This is a genomic window from Sphingosinicellaceae bacterium (assembly GCA_019285715.1).
Lineage (GTDB): Bacteria > Pseudomonadota > Alphaproteobacteria > Sphingomonadales > Sphingomonadaceae > Glacieibacterium.
Genome location: CP079108.1, coordinates 1,071,339 through 1,094,416 on the forward strand (window position 1 = coordinate 1,071,339; position 23,078 = coordinate 1,094,416).

General features: G+C 62.5%; 23 protein-coding genes and 1 pseudogene. 4 read left to right on the forward strand and 20 right to left on the reverse strand.

The genetic code is table 11. The annotated features are described in order from the left end of the window. The first annotated feature begins 277 nt into the window (after positions 1-277). Positions 278-610 (forward strand): hypothetical protein, encoded by a 333-nt coding sequence (locus KX816_05050; protein QXQ07397.1) that lies wholly within the window; start codon positions 278-280, stop codon positions 608-610. Between the two features lie 180 nt (positions 611-790). Here KX816_05050 and KX816_05055 read toward each other — a convergent pair whose 3' ends face one another. The 7 genes from KX816_05055 to KX816_05085 all read right to left on the reverse strand — a co-directional run bounded on the left by KX816_05055 (position 791) and on the right by KX816_05085 (position 7,636). Further along, positions 791-1,789 carry a carbon-nitrogen hydrolase family protein gene (locus KX816_05055; protein QXQ07398.1) on the reverse strand — a complete coding sequence of 333 codons (999 nt, stop codon included), beginning with the start codon at positions 1,787-1,789 and terminating at the stop codon, positions 791-793. Between the two features lie 120 nt (positions 1,790-1,909). Continuing rightward, positions 1,910-2,800 carry an AraC family transcriptional regulator gene (locus KX816_05060; protein ID QXQ07399.1) on the reverse strand — a complete coding sequence of 297 codons (891 nt, stop codon included), beginning with the start codon at positions 2,798-2,800 and terminating at the stop codon, positions 1,910-1,912. 29 nt (positions 2,801-2,829) lie between these two features. Then, complete coding sequence (locus tag KX816_05065) at positions 2,830-4,485, reverse strand: GMC family oxidoreductase N-terminal domain-containing protein (GenBank protein QXQ07400.1); 1,656 nt, start codon at positions 4,483-4,485, stop codon at positions 2,830-2,832. Continuing rightward, positions 4,482-5,138, reverse strand: coding sequence for an NAD(P)H-dependent oxidoreductase (locus tag KX816_05070; GenBank protein ID QXQ07401.1), 657 nt, complete (start codon positions 5,136-5,138; stop codon positions 4,482-4,484). Before KX816_05070 ends, KX816_05065 begins: the two co-directional genes overlap by 4 nt. 239 nt (positions 5,139-5,377) lie before the next feature. Beyond that, positions 5,378-6,346, reverse strand: coding sequence for a magnesium and cobalt transport protein CorA (locus KX816_05075; GenBank protein QXQ07402.1), 969 nt, complete (start codon positions 6,344-6,346; stop codon positions 5,378-5,380). A 79-nt stretch (positions 6,347-6,425) separates the two neighbouring features. Further along, on the reverse strand, positions 6,426-6,818 hold the full coding sequence (locus KX816_05080; protein ID QXQ07403.1) for a RidA family protein: 393 nt from the start codon (positions 6,816-6,818) through the stop codon (positions 6,426-6,428). Positions 6,819-7,060: 242 nt separating this feature from the next. Further along, complete coding sequence (locus tag KX816_05085; GenBank protein QXQ07404.1) at positions 7,061-7,636, reverse strand: TetR/AcrR family transcriptional regulator; 576 nt, start codon at positions 7,634-7,636, stop codon at positions 7,061-7,063. Positions 7,637-7,749: 113 nt separating this feature from the next. Here KX816_05085 and KX816_05090 point away from each other — a divergent pair, with 113 nt between their 5' ends. From KX816_05090 to KX816_05100, 3 genes are all read left to right on the forward strand, one after another. Continuing rightward, a complete protein-coding gene (locus tag KX816_05090) occupies positions 7,750-8,121 on the forward strand; it encodes a VOC family protein (GenBank protein ID QXQ08411.1) in 372 nt (123 codons plus the stop codon). A 1,132-nt stretch (positions 8,122-9,253) separates the two neighbouring features. Next, the gene (locus tag KX816_05095) at positions 9,254-9,847 is read left to right on the forward strand and encodes a PEPxxWA-CTERM sorting domain-containing protein (protein ID QXQ07405.1); all 594 of its coding nucleotides are present in this window, start codon (positions 9,254-9,256) and stop codon (positions 9,845-9,847) included. A gap of 99 nt (positions 9,848-9,946) precedes the next feature. Beyond that, positions 9,947-10,627 carry an ATP-binding cassette domain-containing protein gene (locus KX816_05100; protein QXQ07406.1) on the forward strand — a complete coding sequence of 227 codons (681 nt, stop codon included), beginning with the start codon at positions 9,947-9,949 and terminating at the stop codon, positions 10,625-10,627. 762 nt (positions 10,628-11,389) lie between these two features. On the opposite strand, the gene KX816_05105 is transcribed toward KX816_05100, so the two are convergent. From KX816_05105 to KX816_05165, 13 genes and pseudogenes are all read right to left on the reverse strand, one after another. Continuing rightward, positions 11,390-11,785 (reverse strand): hypothetical protein, encoded by a 396-nt coding sequence (locus KX816_05105; GenBank protein QXQ07407.1) that lies wholly within the window; start codon positions 11,783-11,785, stop codon positions 11,390-11,392. A 458-nt stretch (positions 11,786-12,243) separates the two neighbouring features. Next, positions 12,244-12,997, reverse strand: a pseudogene (locus tag KX816_05110) (IS5 family transposase). Between the two features lie 436 nt (positions 12,998-13,433). Further along, positions 13,434-15,077, reverse strand: a complete 1,644-nt coding sequence (locus KX816_05115) for an NAD-dependent malic enzyme (GenBank protein ID QXQ07408.1) — start codon at positions 15,075-15,077, stop codon at positions 13,434-13,436. A 4-nt stretch (positions 15,078-15,081) separates the two neighbouring features. Next, entirely contained in the window at positions 15,082-15,867 is a 786-nt protein-coding gene (locus KX816_05120) for a succinate dehydrogenase iron-sulfur subunit (GenBank protein ID QXQ07409.1), read from the reverse strand. Positions 15,868-15,902: 35 nt separating this feature from the next. Further along, positions 15,903-17,696, reverse strand: a complete 1,794-nt coding sequence (gene sdhA, locus KX816_05125) for a succinate dehydrogenase flavoprotein subunit (GenBank protein ID QXQ07410.1) — start codon at positions 17,694-17,696, stop codon at positions 15,903-15,905. Then, positions 17,693-18,082, reverse strand: coding sequence for a succinate dehydrogenase, hydrophobic membrane anchor protein (gene sdhD / locus KX816_05130; GenBank protein QXQ07411.1), 390 nt, complete (start codon positions 18,080-18,082; stop codon positions 17,693-17,695). The genes sdhA and sdhD overlap by 4 nt, the downstream gene beginning before the upstream one ends. Before the next feature lie 41 nt (positions 18,083-18,123). After that, positions 18,124-18,504, reverse strand: a complete 381-nt coding sequence (gene sdhC, locus KX816_05135; protein QXQ07412.1) for a succinate dehydrogenase, cytochrome b556 subunit — start codon at positions 18,502-18,504, stop codon at positions 18,124-18,126. Positions 18,505-18,533: 29 nt separating this feature from the next. Beyond that, complete coding sequence (locus KX816_05140) at positions 18,534-18,845, reverse strand: multidrug efflux SMR transporter (protein QXQ08412.1); 312 nt, start codon at positions 18,843-18,845, stop codon at positions 18,534-18,536. A gap of 201 nt (positions 18,846-19,046) precedes the next feature. Further along, positions 19,047-19,994 (reverse strand): GTP-binding protein, encoded by a 948-nt coding sequence (locus KX816_05145; GenBank protein ID QXQ07413.1) that lies wholly within the window; start codon positions 19,992-19,994, stop codon positions 19,047-19,049. Between the two features lie 23 nt (positions 19,995-20,017). Further along, the gene (locus tag KX816_05150) at positions 20,018-20,290 is read right to left on the reverse strand and encodes a hypothetical protein (protein QXQ07414.1); all 273 of its coding nucleotides are present in this window, start codon (positions 20,288-20,290) and stop codon (positions 20,018-20,020) included. A 58-nt stretch (positions 20,291-20,348) separates the two neighbouring features. Next, the gene (locus KX816_05155; protein ID QXQ07415.1) at positions 20,349-21,230 is read right to left on the reverse strand and encodes a polysaccharide deacetylase; all 882 of its coding nucleotides are present in this window, start codon (positions 21,228-21,230) and stop codon (positions 20,349-20,351) included. Continuing rightward, on the reverse strand, positions 21,227-22,741 hold the full coding sequence (locus tag KX816_05160; GenBank protein ID QXQ07416.1) for an amidase: 1,515 nt from the start codon (positions 22,739-22,741) through the stop codon (positions 21,227-21,229). The genes KX816_05155 and KX816_05160 overlap by 4 nt, the downstream gene beginning before the upstream one ends. Further along, positions 22,738-22,914, reverse strand: a complete 177-nt coding sequence (locus KX816_05165) for a hypothetical protein (protein ID QXQ07417.1) — start codon at positions 22,912-22,914, stop codon at positions 22,738-22,740. Before KX816_05165 ends, KX816_05160 begins: the two co-directional genes overlap by 4 nt. Between the last annotated feature and the right edge of the window lie 164 nt (positions 22,915-23,078).

The following is a 23,078-nucleotide window of genomic DNA, read 5'->3' on the forward strand; positions in this document are numbered from 1 at the left end:
TCTACCATGGAACCTCGACGTGGCTTACCTCCAACTGTGCGGTTACGCTCGAATCACGGCGAGCATCCAGCGAAAACTAGCTTATTGCTGCGATTTTAATGCGCTTCTTGCGCCGTAGTGCTCTTCCAGAAGCACACTTGGCAAAACGTCCGTAATACTTGGACTTCCGGTGATATTAGGATCCGAGGGTTCGATCCCGGCGATATGCTGGTCGCGAGCCTTCGAGCCGGCCCGCCGCGATCCCGCGACGTGGCCTCCGAAGCGGCGGCGTTTTGCAATGAATGTCACCGTTGATGTGTCGTCGCAGGAGAGCGATCACCGTGCCGGCGCCACGACCCACAAGGAGCACAGCGAAATGCGAAAGACCCTCCTGACCCTCTCCCTTCTCCTGATCACGGCGGCCGCGCCGGCGGTCGCCCAGGATGCAATGGCGAAGCATGACGCAATGCAGGCGGACACATCGAAGATGTCCGCAGCTGACACGCGCAAGATGAAGGCGTGCAACGCGATGTCCCACGACAAGATGATGAAGAACGCCGGCTGCAAGAAGCTCGCGGCCGCCCATCCCGACATGATGAAGCACGACGATGCGATGAAGTCGGCTCATTGAGCCTGCCGGCGTGAACGAGGTGCAGTGGCGTCTCGCCGTGGCCACGTCGTTCGGCAGAAGCCGCCTAGCCGGCGCCTACGTTCGTAGGCGCCGGCTTCACGGTTGGCCGGCCGCTTTCCTGGCGGGTCAGTCGCCGCTCTTTGGTCTCAGGCGCCAGCTCCGGCCAGGTAATGGCCGGATCTAGTCCTTGAAGACTACGGTCGACTGACGCGTGCGGTCGACGGTCAGCCGCGTCACGTCCGGACGGCTGTAGTGGCCCGCGGCATCGAAATTCTGCCGCTCGCGACGTACATTCGCATGGTCGAGCTCCGCGATGATCAACACCTCCCGGCCGATCTGGGGCGGAACGACGAACCGACCGTCCGGACCGGCGATTGCCGACCCGCCGTTGGCGAATGACCTCCGCCCGGACCTCCTCATCGCGTCCCCGGCGACGAAACCCCTGGGGATGTGCTCGGGCGCCATCACCGACGACGCTGAGACGACGTAGCTCCGATTTTCGCGAGCCATGAAGCGCGTGATGTCGGTCGTGTTGTGGTCGCCGCCGGGCCAAACCGCGACGTGGAGATCCTCACCTTGCGCGTAGAGGGCGGCGCGGGGGAGCGGCATCCAGTTCTCGTAGCAATTGAGACCGCCGACCCGGAACGGAGGCAGTGGGTGAGTCCGCAGGCCGTGACCGTCTCCCGCAGCCCAGACCAGGCGTTCCTCGTAGGTGGGCTGCAGCTTGCGATGTGCGCTCGCGATGTTCCCCTCGGGGTCGATGTACACAAGCGTGCAGTAGAGGCTGTGACCCCCGCGGTCGGGCGCGGCTTCGACGATACCTAGATAGATCGCCATGCCCGCCGTACGTGCGACGTCCTGCACGGAACCGAGATCACCGCGCTCGATGACTACGCCTTGCTCGAGATACCGGGAGAACAGATCCTTCTGGTGCGGATCGTCGAAGCGGGCACCATCGCTATGCTCAAGCCAGAACGGATAACCCGGAATCAGAGCCTCCCCGAAGCAGACCAGCTCGCAGCCTGCCGCGGCCGCATGGCGTGCCGCCTCGGCGGTCTTGGTGAGCGTCGCCGCCCGGTCGAACCAGACCGGCGCAATCTGCGCAATCCCGACGCACAGCCTGTCCTCAGGAGCCGTCGCGTCGGAGAGCGGATAACGAACTACGTCCATCTGGATCACGAAGTCCTCTTCAACGGGGACGGCACCCCGATAGTGCAGCATACACGTCCGAGGCGGTCCCCTCGCAAGCCACGAAACCAGGTGGCAACTGTGGCGCCATCCTCCAGAGTGGGATCGTCACTAGCATTGCCTGAACCGTGTCGGCGTCATGCCTGTCACCTGCTTGAACATGCGGGCGAACTGACCGGAGGTCCTGAACCCGCAGAGGGCCGCGACGGCGGCGACATTCAGCTTCCCGTCGACGAGCGCCCTCTTGGCAACGGCGACCCGTCGTGAGGTCAAGTACGCGTAAGGCGTAGTCCCGGTGGCATTCTTGAAGGCCCGCGTGAAGTGGAAGGCGCTGACTCCCGCGATCTCGGCCAGTTCCGTGACGCCGACGTCGGTCGCGAGGTTGGCTTCGATGTAGTCGATCACCCGCCGGGTCCGTTCGGGAGCGAGCGCCAGCCGCCTTGGACACGCACTAGGGCCGGCATTGGCGAATAGTCGCACCAGACGCAGCACCAGTGCGTTGAACAACGTGTCCAGAAACAGCTTTGAGCCGCCATGCATGGAGCCGAGCTCGTCGAGCATTGTCGTGAACAGCGCCTCGGCGAGCGGATCGAGGACGCCGAGCGGATCCTGCAGCGAATGCCCGCGGAGGTCCTTGTCGAGCACCTCGTCGGAAACCTGGTGCAAAATTGCCGGCGAAAAGTAGAGTTCCGCGTAGTCGACCGGGCCTGTGGTCGACCAGTCGTAGGCGGCGCCCCACGGCGTGATCGAAAATGCGCCAGGACGGACGTCGGCCTCAGCGACGCCGCCTTCACCGCGGCGAACGATGCGCCGTGCATTGCCGAGGTGCAGCGTCAAGCAGTGCTGGTCGAGCGGCGGATAGCTTTCCGGCTCGACCTCGCGCCAAAGCCGCACGGTGCCGCGAGACCATCCGGTCTGGTCGCTGCTCAGCACCGGCGGGGCAGACAGCCGGGTCGCCCAATCGTCGGGTGAGATGCAATCCAGGGGGTCGACCGAAGGCATTCGTCACTCCGAGGAAGGAACGGGACCGCTCAGGAAGCGATCTCGGCAAGCATCATGTCCGTACCCTTGTGCGCCAGCGCCATCACCGCGGCGTTCGTGTTGCCACTGACGATGTTGGGCATAATGGAGGCGTCGATCACGCGGAGCCCCCGCACCCCGCGAACCCTCAGCGATGCATCGACGACGGCGCCGTCGTCGCGACCCATCCGGCAGGTTCCGACAGGATGCAACATGCAGGACATGTTCTCCCGTGCGTAAGCCGTCAGATCGGCGTCGCTCTGGACTGCTGCGCCAGGCAGCAGTTCGGGCTTGAGCACAGCCTTGAGCGCCGGCGCGTTCAGCACCTCACGTGCGTAGCGTAGTCCGAGCAGCATCGTACGCATGTCATCGGGATGCGCCAGGTAGTTCGGATCGATCAGCGCCATCGATCTGGGATCGGCATCCTTAAGCGTGAGCCGCCCACGGCTCTTCGGCTGGAGCACCACGTTCTCCAGCGTGAGCCCCGGCTCGGGATCGAGCTGACCGAGTGCTCGCCGCGCGATGACGGGTGCGTGGAAGCATTGCACCGTCGGCTCCTGATCGGGAAACTCGGGGTTGAAATGGGCGACCGTCTCGATGCCGTTGCTCGAAGCAGGGCCGCTCTTCGTGCCGATGTACCTGAGCCCGGCCTTGAACGCTCCGAACAGCGAGCTGTCCTTAAGGTAGCCCATCTCCGTGTGCGACTGCGCGATGACGGGCACCTCGGGGTGGTCGTGGAGATTGTCGCCGACCCCTTCCGAGCGAACCGCCAAGGGAATGCCGTGCCTGGCAAGCTCGGCTTCGGGCCCGATGCCCGAAAGCATCAGGAGGCGCGGTGTGCTGAGCGCACCGGCGCTGAGCACGATCTCGGCCGCGTACACGCGTTCGACGACGCCGGAGTGCATCAGTTCGACTCCGACCGCCCGGTCGCCCTCGACGATCACCCGGGTCACCAGCGCATCCGTCCGGACCGTGAGGTTTGGTCGAGTCTCGGCGGGATGCAGGTAGGCGTGCGCGGAACTGCACCGCTCGGCGTTCGCCATGTTGAGCTGGCACGGCCCGACGCCGCTCTGGCGCCCGCCGTTGTAGTCGGGATTGTAGGGCAGCCCGACCTGCTGGAAGGCCTTGAGCACGGCCCGGTTGATCGGCGCGATCGCCAACGGTTGCGATACCGTGACCGGCCCGTCGGAACCGTGCGTTGGCCCCGCAAACACCTCGTTTCCCTCCATCGCCCGAAAATGCGGCAGCATGTCCGCGAACGACCACGCGTCCCCGTCGCCGGCCGCGACCTGCCAGGCGTCGTAGTCGCGCGGCTGGCCGATCACCCAGACCATGGCGTTAATCGAGCCGCTTCCGCCGAGACCACGTCCCTGGACCAATGGGATCCGGCGACCACCCAGATGCTGCTGGGGAACGGTTTCGTACGGATACATGAACTGTCCATATTCGAGCAGCTTGGAGAAGCCTGCCGGAATGCTGATCAGAGGCGACCAGTCCCGTCCGCCATCCTCGAGCACGAGGACCCGCGCTTCGGTCTCGGCCGCGAGCCTACCGGCGACTATGCACCCCGCGGAGCCGGCACCGACGACGATGACGTCGTACGCGACCGAGCGTGCGTCCATTTCAGCTTCCATCGACTTCTCCTCTGATCTGAGCGGCAGCGTCATGCGGTCTCAAGATGGCCGGCGACGGTCGCCACCAGGGCCGGGATCGCGGCCATGGCCGTGGCGACCGAAGCGGCATGCCTTGCGTCCCCGAACTCCTGGTACTCGACACCGACATGGTAGATGTCCCGCACGCCGAGGTAGCCGCGCACGGTGGCGATGTGCGTATCGAGATGGTTCATCGCTGCACGGGGACCGCCAGGCTCGAAGCCGAACTCGCCGGTGGAGGTGAGCAGGACCAACGTCTTCCCGGAAAGCATAGCCTCGAGAGGGTAGTCGCCTCGCTCAAGGTCGAACGAGAAGGTCCGGCCGACGCGCACCACTAGGTCGACCCAGGCCTTCAGCCGCGCCGGCATGCCGTAGTTGAACATTGGCGTACCCAGCACGACGACATCGGCGGCCTCCAGTTCGTCGATCAGCTCGTCCGACTCTGCGAGTATGTCCCTCATCTCGGTCGTGCGGGAAGCCGGGTCCGTGAAGGCCGCAGCGATCCACGACTGATCGACGTATTGCGGTGGGGAGATGGAAAGATCGCGCCGGAGGACGCTGGTGTGAGGCGAGCTGGTCAACCAGGCGTCTAGGAAGGCCTTGCTCAGCCGCCGGGAAATCGAACGCTCGCCTCGTACGCTGGCGTCGATGTGGAGCAGGACCGTCATCGTTCGCAATCCTCCGTTTCGAGAAGCACCGGCCCGGCGCGTTCGCGAAGCGATCGGCGGCCCCGTGGACGAATGAGAAAGGTATAGACCGGGGCTTCCGGCGATGTCCCTGCGACCCGGCACGTCAGCCCGCTAAAGCGCAAGATGAGCCGAATGCCGCAGGTTCGGCTGGCATGCCACGGACGGGTAAGCGTGTCCGCCGTGGTCGAGACGGGCCGCGGCCGCCGCTCGAGCGGCGATCATAGCCACATCGCGCGCTTGAAACGGACGTACAAGAAAAGGCATGCGGCTAGCATGCCTGCCAGGACCACGAAGTAGGCGTACCGCATCCGCAGCTCCGGCATGTACTCGAAATTCATGCCGTAGATGCCCGCGACCGCCGTGGGGACGGCCAGTATCGCGGCCCATGCCGCGAGCTGTCGGGTGATCGACCCGGTCCGCTTCTGCTCCAGCAAGGCGCTGATCTCGAATACGGACGTGAGAACCTCGCGGAGACCCTCTACCGTCGCGGTGATGTGGCGAACGTGGTCGGAAACGTCGCGGAAGTACGGCCGGACGGTCGCGTCGAGACAAGGGAGATCGAGACCCGCGAGCTTGCCCGTCACTTCGCCCATCGCCCGAAGCACTCGGGTGAGCCGGGTCAGGTCGTGGCGCAGATCGAATATCCAGCGTACGTCATTGCGGTCCAGCGAGCTGTTGAGCGTCCGCTGCTCCATCGCGATGACCTCCTCCTCCAAGTCCGCGACCAAGGGAAGGTAGCTGGCGACGACGGTGTCCAGGATGGCATGAAGGACGTGGTCGACGCCGTGGACGAGGAGCGAGGGTGCCGCTTCCAGCTGCTCGCGAAGCGTGCCTTGACTCTTCAGCGCTCCGAGCCGGACCGTTATGACGTGGCTCCCTCCGACGAAGACCGCCGTCTCGCCGTAGACGATGCTGTCACAGGTTCGGTCCGCCGTGCAGGCGATCACGAATAGCTGGTCCGCATAGATGTCCAGCTTCGGCGACTGGTTGGATTTCAGCGCGTCGGCGACCGCGAGCGCGTGCAGGCCGTAGTGATCCGCGAGCGCGTTCATCTCGTCCGGCGTGGGGTCGGCCACGTCGATCCAGACGAAGGCCGAGCGGTCATCGGGACAGTCGAACTTCTCGCCCGGGTCCATCTGACGCCTTCGAGCGCCTTGGCTGTAGACGAAGGCGGATGCGATCGGCATGGAACCCTTCGTCCGTGAAAGCGGCGCTTACAGTTGGAACATCCGCCGTGTGACGACGGCGGGGCGCGGCGCTCGATCGCTAGGAGGGCCGACCGGATCGTGACACGGCGATCGCCTCGATCTCGAACAGGGCTTCCTGGCGGTACAAGGCCTTCACTCCGACGAGGCTGTCCGCAGGATATGGTTCCGAGAAGAACCTGCGTCGCAGGTCAATGACCGCCTGGAAGTTGCTCATGTCCGTGACGAAGATCGTCACCTTGAGGACGTCAGCGAGGCTGGAGCCCGCGGCCTTCAGCGCGCGTTCCAAGTTGGCGAATGCCTGTTCCCCTTGACGAACGAAACCGCCTTCCACAATGCGCCCGGCATCGTCGTATCCGGCCTGTCCCGATATGTAGACGACGTCACCGAAGCAGATGCCCTGTGACAACGCGAAGGGTTCATACGGATCCGGATCGGTCACGACCTGTCGCACTGCGCATCCCCCGTCATCGCATCGACGCAAAAACTGCCGATGCCTTCGTCTGGCGGCACGAACCGCGCGACGAACTCCAGGTCAGCCTACTCGGCAACGGGGCGCTCCCCTCTTAACTGGTATAGTCGCCCGTCTCGCTCGAACTATTTTTCCAAGTGGTCGTTCCGACCTTGAGTTGGATCCGCGAACCAATCCGGAGCGCAATGGAAGAGCCGTGCGACCGCCCGATCGGCACTAGAGTCTCAGGACCGAGCAGCTTCGTTGCCCAGCGCACGCGCGACCACGCCCATTGCGAAGTTCCTGTCGACCGGCTCCTTGGAGAACCAACGCCGGTAGAATAGTGGGCCCACGACCGAGGCCGTGAGCTCCGCGGGGTTCTGCCCAATCGGAAGTTCGCCACGCGAAGCTCCCCGCTCCGCCACGGTCAGAAATGGTGCCATCATGCTTGCATGAAGGCCGGCATGGAGCGCCGCGAGCTCCGGATCGCGCTCAGCCGCGTCGATGATCGATGGCAAAATCGCCGTCCATTTCGCCGAGTGGAGCTGCTCGGCAAGTGCGTTTGTAAGCAGTTCCAGATCCGCTCGCACGCATCCCGTGTCCGGTGCCTCGACCGGGGGAGTCATCGTGGAACAGGCGGCGAGCAGCAGCGCCGAACGCGAAGGCCAGTGACGGTAGATCGTCGACTTTGAAACTCCCGAGCGGCGGGACACCTCATCCACGCTGACACCTCCGATGCCGCCTTCCGACAGAAGGGCGTAGGTGGACGCGAGCACGGCCGAAATCGACCGCTGGATCCGCTTGTCGAGCTCACCCCCCACCGACACCACCCTTCTCGCTGCCGCTTGACTCATAACAGTACTGCACCGTATCGTACCATAACGTTGAACAACGTTCGTCTTCAGATGTGCATAGGAACAGATCGATGTCGCCCATGAAGCTCGCATCCACGCGAATTGTCACTCAGGACGTCCCCGGGATTGCCCGGTTCTACGAACAGGTCACCGGGGTAGCCTCGGCAGGCAATGAGGATTTCGTCGAACTCAGGACCCCCGGCAGCGTGCTCGCGATCTGCAGCGAGCGCTCTGTCTCGAAAGACAACGCTGCGGCTGCGGTGTCGGCGCGTAACCGTTCGATGATCCTCGAGTTCGAAGTGGACGACGTCGACGCCGAACACACTCGCCTTCAATCCCTCGTCGGTGACTGGGTCATGGAGCCGACCACTCAGCCCTGGGGAAATCGCTCGATGCTGCTGCGGGATCCGGACGGCAATCTAATCAACGTCTACACACCTGCCAAGCAGTAGCCTTTGGCGAACGATGCGCCGCCCTAACGCGAGCGGGACTTACGGGCCCGGCGTTTTGGTAGCAGCGGGACGAAAAACTACATAAAGCGCGAGCCCACGCATCATCGATGCCCTTGGCGGCGGTTCGCGGAGCCGCTGAAGCTCGCCATAAAAAACGGACGGCCTTTCGCCTCCACTTATTGTTGAGGCATTCGGCGCTACGCACTTTATGCAACTGCATTGTCAAGTGCGATGCGGCAGCTAATGGCGCAATCCTCGCTGCTGCCGGAAATTGTGCGTTGCAGAAGACGATGGACGAGGTGGTGGCGGACGCCATAACATGCCGTAACTTAAAAACGGCCCTCGCCAGCCCGCTGTCGAGGGCTCATGTTTTGATAGTCACGGGATATGCGCTATGGGCATGATAGTACTTTATCCGCCGTCCTTGTTCGCTCGGTTTGTTAATCCAATTGCGGTGTCTCAGAGATACTTAATGCCAGTTATGTCGGTCTATGTCGCTGGGATAACTTGCTGTATATTATCTAGTATAATGTTTCTTACCAATAAGGCTAATGACCTCACCTTACTGCTCACGCTGATATGCCTTTTAATGACGATCTTGCATAGAACTAGAACGGCGGCAGCTCGGAGACATTGCGACAGGAGCAGGGACAATAGAATAACTCTAGTCCTACCTTCTATGATAGTAGCGCTTGCTATCTTAGGACTGTCTTCGACAACCTACCTTGTTCGATCCTAGGCTCATAATTCTGATCTGTCTTTGCCAGCGTTTTGATAGATGATCTAGGGCCTCGGAGCGCACGTCTGTCTTGCAGAGCGACGAGCATCCGCAATGGGAACTGTCAAGTCAAACGACAGGTAGCGTCGACGACGGCCGGGATTGAAACGATGCGGACGCGATAACTCGCCATCCATTTGGTAGGTCGCACGAAGTGCGCAATAAAAGGACATTATCATCCATATATTGAAGTTATTCGCGCTCTGACGCCGTCTCCGTCCAAGTGACGAGAGTGATCGCTGGTCAGCGTTGAGATGGACGGCGACCCGCGACGTTGACGCCCGCACTGACGTTTACCATAACGTCCTCGCGCATCGGCGCAGATGCAGCGCGGCGCGAGTTCAGGAGTTACTAATGAAAATGTTGCAGAAGTTAATGGCGGTGGTAAGTTCTCTACTCATGGCCAGCTCTCCAGCGCTCGCCGAGACGATTAACTTTGAAAACCTGACGGTAGGCGTGCAGGCAGAAGGTTCGATTAGCTACCCAGGGGTGACGTTCAGCTCGTCGTCGGGGGTGTTCAGCGCAGTTTCCGGCAGCACGGGCCTAGCGCTCTGCGCATTCCAGGCCGATTGCAGCGGTACTCTCATAATCGACTTTTTAAAGCCGGTGTCGAATCTCACCTTCAACTATTCCGATGATGACACGACGAGCATGCTAGGATTTGAGGGCTCGTCAACAACGGCGTCCTTTAAGGGCCAAGTTTTTGCGGATGGAGACCCTCTCACCCAAGACGTGTTCAACCTGTCCATCGTGCCGAACATCACGCAGCTGATTGTCTTCTCGAACGATCCGGGTGGTATAATCTTCGACAACTTCAGCTTTACGACATCGGTCGCAGGTGACGTTCCCGAGCCGGCAACCTGGGCCATGATGATCGTCGGTTTCGGCGCAATCGGCGGCTCGCTCCGCCGCCGCAACAAGCTCGCGACGCGAATCAATTTTGCCTAAGCAGTGATCACTTGAGTGAGGTAAAGGGCCGGCTGTCGAAAGCTGGGCGGCCTTTTGCTGTGAACCGCTGATTGTCGGCAGCGCCAATGAATTGAATTCATGGCGATGCGCGCCGAACTGACGGTCGGCATGCTGTTTGCTTACCAAGCCTACAAACAGCAGTTCTCTGGGGCTGGCACGCGCCTAGTCGAGGCCGTTCTCAACTGGCAGATCAACAGCGTCCACTTAGCGCGCATCGCCGACATCGCGTTGTCACCGCCCGAAGTCGGGGCAATCGGCACTGGGGTCGAGCGCGCGCCGCTGACCGGCTGGATTGAACTGCGGGGGGTGAGGTCCCGTTACGGCACCGGCGAATCCGAGGTGCTTAAGTGCATCGACCTCGTCATCAAACCAAATGAGACGTTGATCATCACCGGCCCGAGCGGCGGCGGCAAAACGACGTCGATGAAGATTAGGCTCGGATTGCTCGACCCGATGGCGGGAGAGGTGTTGGTCGATGGCATCCCGCTTACTACCTATGGCAAGGCAGCGTTCCGTCATCAGGTCGGTGCGGTGATGCAGGACGACCTGCTTTACGCTGGTAGAATTGCCGAGAACATCGCGCTGTTCGACCCCGAAATCGATATGGACCAAGTCCGCGAAGTTGCCGCGCAGGCGGCAATCGCGGCCGAGATCGAGCTCATGCCGATGGGCTATGAGAGCCTTGTCGGTGATATGGGCAGCACCTTGTCCGGAGGGCAACGACAGCGGGTGCTGGTGGCACGCGCGCTATACCCATAGCCCAAATATGTGTTTGCGGACGAGGTGACTGCTTCGCTAGATCCCGACAACCACACGCGCATTGGCGACGCACTGGCTGCGGTGTATGCAACCAAGGTTATCGCCACTCATCGGGAGTTCGCGAATACAGAAGGGCGAACGCTACTCGTCCGGAATGGCCTCGCAGAAGAGGTGCGGCGCAAGCCTGCGGCTCAGGAGGGGTCGATTGTCGTGCAAAAGTCGCCCTTAGCGAATAAGGCTTTTTTGCGGTTCGGGCCGGATCACAACTTAGGCCTGCGACAGACATAAAGCATGAACGGAACGACGTGTAACCGACAAACGCTCCGATAGATGGGCAATAGTGATGTTAATAACGTGGATGGATCAGTGTTTCAAAGATCAGCGAGAATATGAATGCAGAAAACACTAATTGGACGGCCGGTCGAATAGAGGAAATCTTATCTACTATTGTGCCACTTTCATCGGCGCAACGTTTGCTATAACTATTCTCTCTGGTGTAGGAGACGAACAAACATAAGCCGATTAGGATGCCTGGTATTGAGATGAACCAAGGCAGTTTGTCTCTGAATAAAGAATAGCAAAGGACAGTGATGGCGGTAATTGCCATAAAAAGGTCGTTATGAAGCAAGAATTGCGACCTTTTCTCATCTCGAAAATAAAGCCTGAGCCTTAATCTTCCGACATCGAAAAACAACATCGTCACATGACCCATGCTGACCAGCCGCCACCTCTGTAAAAGTTGTTTTGTAAATGGATAGTTAATCAGCGAATATTGGCATAACCACCATGCCCGTTAAAATGACTGGTTATTGCGTTTCCAGTAACTGTGGCCGCAGCGCCAGACAAGGCAGTAGCAGCGCCGGCAACAACCAACGCAATAGCAGCAGGGCTAACCGGCGTTGGGTCCAAGGCAGCGCCAGCCGCAAGCCCTATACCGCCCACGACCACAGCAGTTCCTCCGTCGTCTTGAAGATATTGCCCAACTTGATCAAAGCTATTACTATTAAGCCAGTTCTGTAAACTATCACTAATCTGCTGAACAGGTACAACGATTTCCTGAACTTTGCTGCTTGCCCATTGTTGCCAATCGCCAAGTCCTAGTCCTCCAGAAACTTCGGTAATTTCGTTACACGGTAGTCGCGCATTTCCGCTCTCCACCCGTGACTAGGTATGATTACGTTGTCACCTCTTCTCGCTTTAGCACGGCGCTGTGTGAGCATTAAAAAGCCTAATATAACCCATTGCATCGGTCTGGACTAAAGCGACAATGATCAATTATTAACAATAATAAACATTAGCATAAGCGGCTACCTGTTACTCATAATCGTCAACCTGCCTGTATAGTCAAGGCAAAATGGTGTGCGACAGCATGCTGCACGCCATACCATCGAGAGTCTACGATATTGAAACAAATCCGACAGCTCAAATCTCATAAACAAGAGACTATACCGGGTTTTACCACAAAAAACCCGCATTGCGCGATATTATAATCTCAGATACTTGCTCATGATCAAGACCCCTCCACGAGCGGCCGATATCGAGTTTCTGTGAGTCGTGCTTTATGGGTGGCCAACACCAATCCGGTTGCGGTCGTCTTTAGGCTCAGGACTCGTTGATCACAGCCAAAAGACGACAGTTGCGGCGAGGGTTATGGCGGAGAAGAAGACCGTGGGACATCTTTCGTAGCGGGTGGCGACGCGGCACCAGTTTTTGAGCCGTCCGAACATGATCTCGATGGGGCTGCGGTTTCTGTAGCGGCGCTTGTCGTATTTGATCGGTGCGAGACGCGATATTCGGCCCGGGATGCAGGGCGTTATGCCCTTTGCCTGAAGGGCATCCCTGTACCAGTCGGCATCGTATCCACGGTCGGCCAGCATCCACTGCGCCTTGGGCAGATCGTCGAGCAGGGCTGTAGCGCCGGTATAATCGCTGACCTGGCCTGCGGTCATTTAGAAGCTGAGAGTCCGACCGTTGGCATCGGTGACGGCGTGCAGCTTGGTGTTCATGCCCTTGGTGCGGCCGATCAGCCGGCCGAGACCCCTTTTTAACCCGCAGGCTCGATGCCGTGCGGTGGGCCTTGAGATTTGTCGCGTCGATCATCACCGTCCTGGGTTCAGCGCCTGCGGCGGCCAGCCCCTCCATCATGCGGAGGAAGACACCCATCTCGCCCCACCGCTTCCACCGGTTGTAGAGCGTCTTGTGCGGACCATAAGCCTTCGGCGCATCACACCAGCGCAACCCGTTGCGGTTGACGAAAATGATCCCGCTCAACACCCGCCGAACATCGACACAGGGCCTGCCATGGCTCTTGGGAAAATACGGCTCAAGCCGAGCCATCTGCTCGTCCATTAGCCAGTACAGGTCGCTCATCCGCAGTCTCCTTGCGGAGCCTGAATCAGATCGCGACCCTCAGATCAATGGGTCCTGACCCTAAGATCAATATTCAATATCGTGCCCTTTAAAGCTCCAACGGCGGTTTCCGGCACCAGCGTCAGATTAACACCCGTTCAACCTCGTCGAGGCTTATCTCGTCGGTCCGCTGGTCGTAAAAATGGGACTGCTGGCCCTGCCATAGTCGCCGCAAGCCACTCCATTATCGCCGCTCGCCGTCTAGCTCCTCGTGGCGGACTGCCACGGCTAGCGTAGGTATTCTACTCCCTCGCCAATCAGACCGCGGCTCCCGCGCCAGGATGCCGGCCCGAAAGCTCGGGAATCCGGCTGCGGTTCCTCGTGGAGGTCTCGGCAGCCCGCGCGGTCCCAGGCCGACGAACGACCCAACTCCAGAGGCAATGGCCGCCTCGGTCGATCACGGATGCGCCTCGTAGTCCGGCTTGTACAGCATCGCCTCGATCCATGGCCCGATCTCGCGCGGACGTTCGACGGTGGCCAGGCCGGTATCGAACATGAACTCGGCAACGCGGGTGGCCGTGGCCACCTCCACCGCGAGTATGTTCACTTGGCGCGGGAACAGCATTCCCGCATCGCGAAGGTCGTCCCCGACCTGGTCGGCACAGGCCTCCGCCGCGACGATGAAGCAGGCGTCCGTCAGCCGCGTTGGGCGCACCGCATAGGTGGCCAGCCCGATCGCCGGGAAGATGTAGAAGTTGTTCGCCTGCCCGGCGTGGTATCGCCGGCCCTCGTAGTCGACGTCCGCAAACTGCACGCCTGCGGCGAACAGCGCGGTGCCCTTCGACCAGTTGTATGCCTGTTCGGCGGTGCATTCCGCCTTCTCGGTGGGATTCGACAGCGCGAAGATGATCGGCCGGGGGTTCAGCGCCGTCATCGTCTCGACGACGCGCTGATCGAAGGCGCCCCCCTGCGTGCTCAAGCCGAGCAGCGCCGTGGGCTTGAAGCTCTCGATCGTCGCGACGAAGTCGGTCGAGGGCGCTGCGTCGTGAGCGTAGCGCCGCTGTGCGGGCGTAAGGTCGCCGCGTGACGCTTCGACGAGCCCGTGCTTGTCGAACATCGCGATGCGCGCCGCCGCGTCACTCTCCGACAGTCCCTTGGCCTGCATGGCCTTCACGATCAGCCCCGCCACGCCTGTCGCGGCGGAACCGGCACCGAGGAAGAGCAGACGGAGGTCGGTGAGTTCCGCACCGGTGATCTGCAAGGCGGTGGTCAGACCCGCCAGCGCGACGCCGGCGGTGCCCTGGATGTCGTCGTTGTAGCAGAGGACCCTGTCTGTATAGCGGTCGAGCAGGCGGATGGCGTCGGTACCCTCCCAGTCCTCGAAATGGATGCAGCAGCCGGGAAACACCTCTTGGACCGCTTGCACGAACTCCTCGACGAACTCGTCGAGCTCCGCGGTGGGCGGGGGCTCCTGTCGGAGGCCGAGATACAGCGGATCCGCCCGCAACGACGCCCGGCTCGTGCCGATGTCCAGCAGCACCGGCAGCAGCTTTTCCGGCGGGACGCCCGCACAAGCGGTGTAGAGCTGCAGCTTCCCGATCGCGATCCCCATGCCGTTCGCACCAAGATCGCCCAGGCCAAGGATGCGACCGCCGGTTGAGACGCAGATGAACCGTACGTCGCGTTCGGGCCAGTTGCGCAGCACCTCCGCGACGCGGCCCTTCATGTCATGGGCGACGTACATGCCGTGCGCCCGCCGATAGATGGTACCGAATTTGAGACAGGCCTCGCCGACGGTCGGCGCGTAAATGATCGGCAGGAAGCGAACCGGATCGCTCATGATGACGCGGTAGAAGAGAGTCTCGTTGCGATCGAGAAGTCCGGTCAGGTAGATGTACCGCTCGAGGTCCGACGACTTCAGCGCGAGATGCTCCATCACCCGGTGGAGCTGATGGTCGAGCGTCTCGACGCGATGCGGCAGAAGCCCCAGCAGTCCATTCGCCTCTCGTTCGGCGAGCGTGAACGCGGTGCCCTTGTTGCGCCGCGGCTCGTTCGTCAGCGCGAGGTTCGAGACCCGGGCCTGATCATGCACGTTCGCCATTGGCTCAACCACGCTCCGACATCTGCTGCTTGATCGCGTTGATCGCGCGGGACGGGTTGAGCTTTTTGGGGCAAGTCTTCGTGCAGTTCATTATTGTGTGGCAGCGATAGAGCCGGAACGGATCGTCGAGCTGATCGAGACGCTCGCCCGTGTGGGTGTCACGCGTGTCGGCTATCCAGCGTTCCGCCTGGAGCAGGACGGCGGGACCAAGATACTTGTCTGGGTTCCACCAGTAGCTCGGGCATGCGGTCGAGCAGCAGAAGCAGAGAATGCACTCGGTCAGGCCGGCCAGCTTCGCGGCATCGGCCGGCGACTGACGTCGCTCGCGGTCCGGTGCGGGCTGGTCGTTCTTCAGCCACGGCTCGATGAGCTCGTACTGGGCATAGAGCCCGGTCAGGTCGGGGATCAGATCGCGCAGGACATGCAGGTGCGGCAGCGGAGCGATCCGACTGTTACCGGCTCGGAGGTCCTTGATCGGTGTAAGGCAGGCGAGCGTGTTCACTCCGTCGATGTTCATCGAACAGGATCCGCATACACCCTCTCGACAGGAGAACCGGAAAGCGAGCGAGGGGTCGATCTCCGCAGTGATCTTCAGAAGCGCGTCGAGGACCATCGGCCCGCATTCATCCAGGTCGATGTCGAACGTGTCGAGGTGCGGATTGCGGCCCGAATGCGATTCCCAGCGATAGATCGCGAACGATTTTACTCTCTTCGCCGCGCAGGGATCGACCAGCGGCCAGTGGCGACCCTTCTCGACCTTGGAGTTCGCGGGCAGGGTGAATTCGGCCATGAAATGTTCCGATGGAAGAGCCGCTCAGCGACGGGTCAGATGATCCGCTCGCCGGGGGGGATGCTGGGCGTCTCGTCCGACCAGGTCTTCAGACGCACCGGCCGGTAGTCGATCCGGACCTCGCCCTGGTCGTCACGCCACGCCACCGTGTGCTTGAGCCAGTTCGCGTCGTCCCGTTCAGTGAAGTCGTCCCGGATGTGCGCGCCGCGCGATTCGGTCCGGTTGAGCGCGCAGTCGATGATCACATCGGCCTGGTCGGCGAGATTGTGCGCCTCGAGCGCGGCGACGAGCGCCACGTTCCACTCCAGGCTCTGTCCATCGAAGGACATGCCGGAAATCTCGGGGCGCAGTGAACGAAGCCTGTCCCTGCCGTCCTGCATCGCCTCGCGCGTTCGGAACACGCCGAAGCTGTCCTGCATGATCTTCTGGATGCCACGCCGCACCTGTCCGGGGGTGCGACCTTCACTCTTGAAGCGGATGCCGTCGAAGCGGTCGATGATCTTGGCCTCGGACCTCTTGGGCGTATCCGCGACGAAGCGGCCGGGCGTCACGGTACGGACGGCCTGTTCAGCGGCGGCGCGACCGAACACGATCAGATCGAGCAGACTGTTGGTACCGAGCCGGTTCGCGCCGTGGACCGAGACGCAGGCGGCCTCTCCTATGGCCATGAGGCCTGGCACCGTCCGGTTGACATCACCTCCGGACGGGTTGATCGCCTCAGCCTGCAGGTTCGTCGGGATGCCGCCCATGCAGTAGTGCACCGTCGGCACCACCGGAATCGGTTCCCTGGTCGCATCCAGACCCGCGAAGATGCGCACCGTCTCGATGATGCCGGGTAGCCGTTCCAACAACTTGGTCCGCTCGATGTCCTCGAGGTGCAGGAGGATGTGATCCTTGCCCTCCCCGCAGCCGCGCCCCTCGCGGATCTCGACGCCTTCGGCATGGCTGGTTATGTCGCGGCTCGCCAAGTCCTTCTCGCGGGGGGCGTACTTCGCCATGAACCGCTCGCCGGCCGCGTTCGTCAGATAACCGCCTTCGCCCCGGGCCCCTTCGGTGATCAGCGAGCCGACGCCGTACAGGCCGGTCGGGTGGAACTGGATGAACTCCATGTCCTGCAGCGGCAATCCGGCGCGCAGGGCCATCGCGTTGCCGTCGCCGGTGCAGGTATGCGCGGACGTGCAGGCCTCGTACACCCGGCCAAACCCGCCGGTCGCGACCACCGTCCTGTGCGAGCGGAATCGGTGGATCGAGCCGTCCGCCAGGCACCATGCGATCAGCCCGCGACAGGTGCCATCGTCATCCATCAGGAAATCGAGCGCGATGTATTCCACGAAGAAGCGCGCCTTGTGCTTCAGGCACTGCGTGTAGAGGGTGTGGAGGATCGCGTGCCCGGTGCGGTCCGCTGCGGCACAGGAGCGCTGCGCGAGTTCGCCCTTGGCGAAGTGCGTCGTGTGGCCGCCGAAGCGGCGCTGGTAGATGCGACCGTCCTCCGTGCGGCTGAAGGGTACGCCTAGGTGCTCGAGCTCGACGACCGCCGGGATCGCCTGCCTGCACATGTATTCGGCCGCGTCCTGGTCGGTCAGCCAAACACCACCTGCGACCGTATCGTACATATGCCAGCGCCAGTCGTCCTCACCCATGTTGCCGAGCGCCGCGCTGATGCCGCCCTGCGCGGCCACGGTGTGGCTACGGGTCGGGAACACCTTGGATATGCACGCCGTCGTGAGCCCTCCGGCCAGCATCCCGAGGGTGGCGCGCAATCCGGCACCGCCTGCTCCCAGCACCACGACGTCGAATTCGTGATCGATGATGTCGTACGCTTGGGTCACGACGCCCCGCCGCCGACGAACGCCTTCAGGATCGCAAGGATGCCGGCAACGCAGAGCATGACCGCGAGCCCACGGACCACGATCCCGGCCAGAAACGAGTTTACCCGGCCATGTACGTAGTCGGCAAGGACGGACCGAAGCCCGACCACCGAGTGCGAAGTCACCGCCGCGACGAAGAGGAGCATCACGAAGCCGTTGAGGGGTCGCCCGAGCCACTCGGCAGCAGTGTCGCCCCGCGCCGTCGCCAGCCGCAGGACCGAAACGACGAAGAACGAGCCCAGTGGAAGCAGCGCCAAGGCCGTCAATCTCTGCAGCCGCCAGTCCCCCAATCCGTTGCGCCCACTGCCGAGGCCGGCGACGCGCCGAAAGCGGGAATCATCCTGCAAGGCGGAGACGCCTGGGGCCTCACCTCTCTCGGATCCGCCCATCAAGCGAACGTCGCCACAAGCCAGGCGGTCGCGGTCAGAAGCGCGGTCGAGACCAGAACGGCGTATCCGCTTCGATATGCCGTTCGGATCCCGAAGCCGTAGCCCGCGTCCCACGCGAGATGCCGAACGCCATTGCTTAGATGATAGAAGAACGCCACGGACCAGCCTGCCAGCGCGGCGATGCCGACGGGCGACGTCATCCATTCCTGCGTAACGCGATACGCCTCGCCTCCCGCTTCGATCGCGACGAGCCACCAGACGAGCAGGATCGATCCGAGCGAAAGCGCGATGCCCGTCGCGCGGTGCGCGATGGATAGGACCGACGTCAGCTGCGGCCGGTACCATGTCAGGTGCGGGGAGAGAGGGCGGTCGGTCATCATGTCGGGATCCTCTCCTTGCCGATGACGGCTCAAGCGAACTTCAAGGCGATGGTGGCTGCGACGATTCCCATGATCAGCCCGATGCGAAGCGCCGTCACGGGTTCACCGAACCAGATCATCCCGATCGCCACGGTCCCGATCGCACCGACGCCGGTCCATATGGCGTAGGCGGTGCCGAGGGGGATCGACCGGATTGCGAGCTGGAGGAAGAAGAGACTGGCCAGCAGGCTGATCAGGAAAGCTGCGGTCGCCGCGAAGTTCTTGAAATTGTCACTCAGCCTGAAGGTCGTCGTGAAGGCGACTTCGCACCCCGCGGCCAGCATCAGGAACGTCCAATTCATCGGAAGCGCCGCCGATGTTGCCTTCCCGGCCGCAGCCGCATGATCGTTCCTCGCGAAGCAAGCGCCATGAGTGGTCTCCACGAGCGACCAGCCGGCACCGGAGGTCACCGGATCGATATACCGGCATCGACGCTCCCTCGCGCTTAACTGGTATACTGCGCGCACGATCAGCGCCGCCGGCGTCCGCACGCCAGGGCGCCGCTAGTGAAGCAGGTTGAAGGCGCGCATCGAGCGCTCGATCAACGTCGGATCCAGCCCGCGTGTGATGAACACCAACTTTGATCGCCGATCGGCATCGGGCCATCGGGACAGGTGAGTGGGCACGTGGACGAGTTGCTGGACGCCATGAACGGCGACCGGCCCCTCCGCCCCTTCGACGTTCAACAGGCACTTGACCCGGAGAATGCGATCGCCGTGCCGATGCAGGAGCATGGTCAGCCACAAGCCGAAAACGGTCCAGTCGAGCTGATGGTCGACGAAGATCGCGAGCGACGAAACCTCAGCGGCGTGGCCGGACAAGCCCCGCATGGGTCTCGATGGGATGACCGCCGGCAGCACACGGCACTCGCTCAGCAGCATCTCCGCGTCGAAGGCTTCAGCGGATACGGTCAACGTCGCCGCCGGGTTGATCGTCCTGATGGTGCGGATCAGGTCCGACCGCGTCGAGGGATCGGCGATGTCCGTCTTCGTGAGCACGATACGATCCGCGACCGCGACCTGCGCCACGCTCTCGGACTGGGCGGCAAGCTGTTCGCGGCCGTTTACGGCGTCCACGGTGGTCACCACCGCACCCATCCTGAAGTGGTGTCTGAGCATCGGATCGGCTGCGACGGTGGTCATCACCGGCAAGGGGTCGGCAAGGCCCGTCGTCTCGATCACCAGCCGCCGGAAGGCGGCCACCTCTCCACGCGCGCGACGGGAGTGCAACGCGGCGATCGCCTCCGAAAGCTCGCCCCTTATCGTACAGCACACGCACCCGGAACGGAGAAGTACCACCGTCTCGTCGATCCGCTCAAGCAGGTGGTGATCGAGCCCGATCTCCCCAAACTCGTTAATCAGGACCGCGGTGTCCGAAAGGGCCGGATCGCGCAGAAGCCGGCCTAACAGGCTCGTCTTGCCCGAGCCCAAAAAGCCCGTCAGCAGGATCACCGGCGTGGAAGCCGGAGCTGCCGTCACCGTCGCGTTTCGAGTTGCCGCAGCACCCGCGGATCGAGGGGATCTGGGGCAGCGCCCACCAACGCTTCGGCGGCAAACCAGAGGTGGCCGAGACCGTCGACGATCTCGGTCCTGCCGGTCCGCGTCGACAACAGAAACGCCGCGCCGTTCCAGTCCGACAGTTCGAGCCCGAAGGGCCGCAGCATGTCACGGGCGTGGTGGACCCTCCGCGCGCGTTCGCGGAGCCGCTCGAGCCGCCCTGTGTTGCGGGTGAAGGTGCCAGGCCGCACATGGGCATCCGCCCAATGCTCCGACCCGCCCAAGATGCCGCACAGGGAGCACATCCAGCTAACGGACGCGCGGCGAGCGCTTGGCGAAGTCGTCCACCATCTCGTCCATCGTCACGAACCGGACGCCGGGGTGCGCTATCATGTGCGCGTAGAGGCGCTCCAACATCATGAGGACATGGGGCCGGCCCGATACGTCCGGGTGGATCGTCATCGGGAAGACGGCGTATTCGTGCTCGCGATAGACCCAGTCGAACTGGTCGCGCCACATCTGCTCGATATCGCGAGGATTGACGAAGCCATGGCTGTTGGGAGCCTTCTTGATGAAAAGCATCGGCGGCAGGTCGTCGAGGTGCCAGTTGGCGGGTATCTCGATCAGGTCGGTCTCGGTGCCGCGGATCAGCGGCTTCATCCAGTCCGCAGGCTCCTTCGAATAGTCGATCTTGGTCCAGCTGTCGCCGACCCGGACATAGTAGGGTTGGTGGTCATGGTGCATCAGTGAGTGGTCGTACTTGATGCCACGTTCGAGCAGCAGCTCATTCGTAACCGGCGAAAACTCCCACCATGGCGCCGCGTAGCCGGTCGGACGCCTTCCGCACAGCGACGTCACGAGGTCGATCGACCTGTCGAGGACGGCCGTTTCCTGCTCCCGCGTCATCGCGATTGGATTCTCGTGACTGTAACCGTGGATCCCGATCTCGTGCCCGGCGTCCGCCACAGCCTTCATCTGCTCCGGGAATGTCTCGATCGAGTGGCCTGGGATGAACCAAGTGGTCCTGATCCCGAACCGCTCGAACATCTTGAGCAGCCTGGGGCTGCCCACCTCGCCGGCGAACAGGCCACGCGAGATGTCGTCAGGCGAATCCTCGCCGCCGTAGGAGCCCAGCCAGCCGGCGACCGCGTCGACGTCGACGCCGAAGCTGCAGAGAATTTCCTTGGTCATGGTGCCTCCTTGGACGGTTCGGTCGTGCCGGCCGGCGATGAGCTTCGTCCGGCCGGGTCTGTTCCGCGGACCCATGGCTCCGCCGCGAACGCCGCGGCGAGCAGGTGATCGTCACGGCCGTGGCCGCCTGACAGCAGGAGCGCGGTCGGCAAGCCAAGTTCGTCGGTTCCGCTCGGGATCGAGACGCTGCACCAGTCCAGGAAATTGCCCAGCATGGTGTTGCGCATCGTCGCCATGTTGGTCGCCGCGAACAGCGCGTCGTCGGTTTCCAGCGCGGCGAGGCGCGGTGCGGTGTGAGTTACCGTGGGGAACGCGAGCAGCGTGTCCCCGTCGAAGACGTGATCAAGTTCGGCTATGAGCTGGTCGCGCGCCCCTCGTATCGTAGCTTCCGCAGCCGGACCGATAGCAGCGCCGGCGAGCATGCGTGCGGCGACCTGCCGGTCCATGCGCGCGGAGTCGCTCGCGAGCCGGGCCTTGTGCAATTGGTATGCTTCCAGCGCGACGAGCGTTCCGTAACGCGCGTTCAGTGCAAGCACAGCGTCGAGCGCTGGCAAGTCGCGGCGCTCGATGAGGGCGCCCGCATCGGAGAGGCGCCGGAGCGCAGCCTCGGTGTTCGCCCGGACACCCGCTTCGCAGTCCTGCCAGACCGCATTGTTCGGCACCACCAGCCGAAGGCCGGCGATGCCGGCCTCGCGAGGGGACGCCGCCTCGACGCCGCGTGCGACCGCATCGACATTGATGGCGTCCAGCAGCGTGCGGCAGAGAACGCCCGCGGTGTCGAGCGTCTTGGATAGGGGGAAGCACCCCTCGAGCGGCCAACGTCCGCCCGAAGGTTTGAAGCCTACAACCCCGTTGAACGCCGCGGGCACGCGTACCGAGCCGCTGGTATCGGTTCCGATCGCGACCGGGACCATGCCGCGTGCCACCGCGACGCCGCAGCCCGACGACGAGCCGCCGGGTACGCGCGGTTCGTCGCTCCAGGGGTTTCGAGGCGTGCCGAAGTGCGGGTTCAATCCTAGGACCGAGAAGGCGAATTCGGTCAGATTGAGCTTGCCGACCGATACGGCCCCTGCCCGGGAAAGGCGTTGCACGAGGAGTGCGTCGTCGTCGGCTGGCGCGTTCGGAAGGATGCGCGACCCAGCTCGTGTGACCTCTCCCTTCAGATCGAACAAGTCTTTCCAGGCTACCGGGATGCCGTCCAGCATTCCCAATGGTCGCCCGTCGCGATGCCTAGCTGCGGATGCGGCCGCTTCCTGCGCTGCACGATCGGGCGTCGTCAGGACGAAGATCGACGCGTCGTCGACATCCGCTATCCTCTCCAGGGCTCGATGCGCAATCAGGCGAGGGTCCGCGGAACCGTCGGCAAACATCGCGAATTGCTGGGCGGCGGACGGTGCCGTGCCGCCTTCGACGCCACTGGTGCTAACGGACGAGCCGACCGAACGATCTGCCGAAATCGCGCCGATCGGTCTCACGGCCCGCTGCGGCGCACCCGCCGCCTCCTTGATCACGAACGTTCCGATGGTAGGATTGCAGCGGCCGCGAGGCTTCTTTCAATGCCCCTGAGCAGGCCGATCGAAACCATGCTCACCACGACCCCGTCCCGCTTCACATTGACGACGTGCTCGACCGTATCACGTGCGTTTTCCCTCGTTATGACACCGTTCTCAACGAGCGTGATCATCAGACTTTCGCACAGCAGCAATGCAGCGTGGCCGTGAGGCTCTGGGTGATCGAGCATACGATCGTTTAACCTTAGCTGCGGAGACAGCAGCGGAACCAGGTTAGTTTTCACAAGCGGCGGAAAATTATGTGATGAGCGCGCATCGCCGGCCGGTCGTAGTCGAG

Coding starts and splice junctions, on each gene's coding strand:
- KX816_05075 (QXQ07402.1), bottom strand. CDS start 6,346: ATGCCGATCGCATCCGCCTTCGTCTACAGCCAAGGCGCTCGAAGGCGT.
- KX816_05060 (QXQ07399.1), bottom strand. CDS start 2,800: ATGCCTTCGGTCGACCCCCTGGATTGCATCTCACCCGACGATTGGGCG.
- KX816_05090 (QXQ08411.1), top strand. CDS start 7,750: ATGAAGCTCGCATCCACGCGAATTGTCACTCAGGACGTCCCCGGGATT.
- KX816_05165 (QXQ07417.1), bottom strand. CDS start 22,914: ATGATCACGCTCGTTGAGAACGGTGTCATAACGAGGGAAAACGCACGT.
- KX816_05140 (QXQ08412.1), bottom strand. CDS start 18,845: ATGAATTGGACGTTCCTGATGCTGGCCGCGGGGTGCGAAGTCGCCTTC.
- KX816_05095 (QXQ07405.1), top strand. CDS start 9,254: ATGAAAATGTTGCAGAAGTTAATGGCGGTGGTAAGTTCTCTACTCATG.
- KX816_05120 (QXQ07409.1), bottom strand. CDS start 15,867: ATGGCCGAATTCACCCTGCCCGCGAACTCCAAGGTCGAGAAGGGTCGC.
- KX816_05100 (QXQ07406.1), top strand. CDS start 9,947: ATGGCGATGCGCGCCGAACTGACGGTCGGCATGCTGTTTGCTTACCAA.
- KX816_05070 (QXQ07401.1), bottom strand. CDS start 5,138: ATGACGGTCCTGCTCCACATCGACGCCAGCGTACGAGGCGAGCGTTCG.
- sdhC (QXQ07412.1), bottom strand. CDS start 18,504: ATGATGACCGACCGCCCTCTCTCCCCGCACCTGACATGGTACCGGCCG.
- KX816_05050 (QXQ07397.1), top strand. CDS start 278: ATGAATGTCACCGTTGATGTGTCGTCGCAGGAGAGCGATCACCGTGCC.
- KX816_05155 (QXQ07415.1), bottom strand. CDS start 21,230: ATGACCAAGGAAATTCTCTGCAGCTTCGGCGTCGACGTCGACGCGGTC.
- KX816_05065 (QXQ07400.1), bottom strand. CDS start 4,485: ATGACGCTGCCGCTCAGATCAGAGGAGAAGTCGATGGAAGCTGAAATG.
- KX816_05115 (QXQ07408.1), bottom strand. CDS start 15,077: ATGGCGAACGTGCATGATCAGGCCCGGGTCTCGAACCTCGCGCTGACG.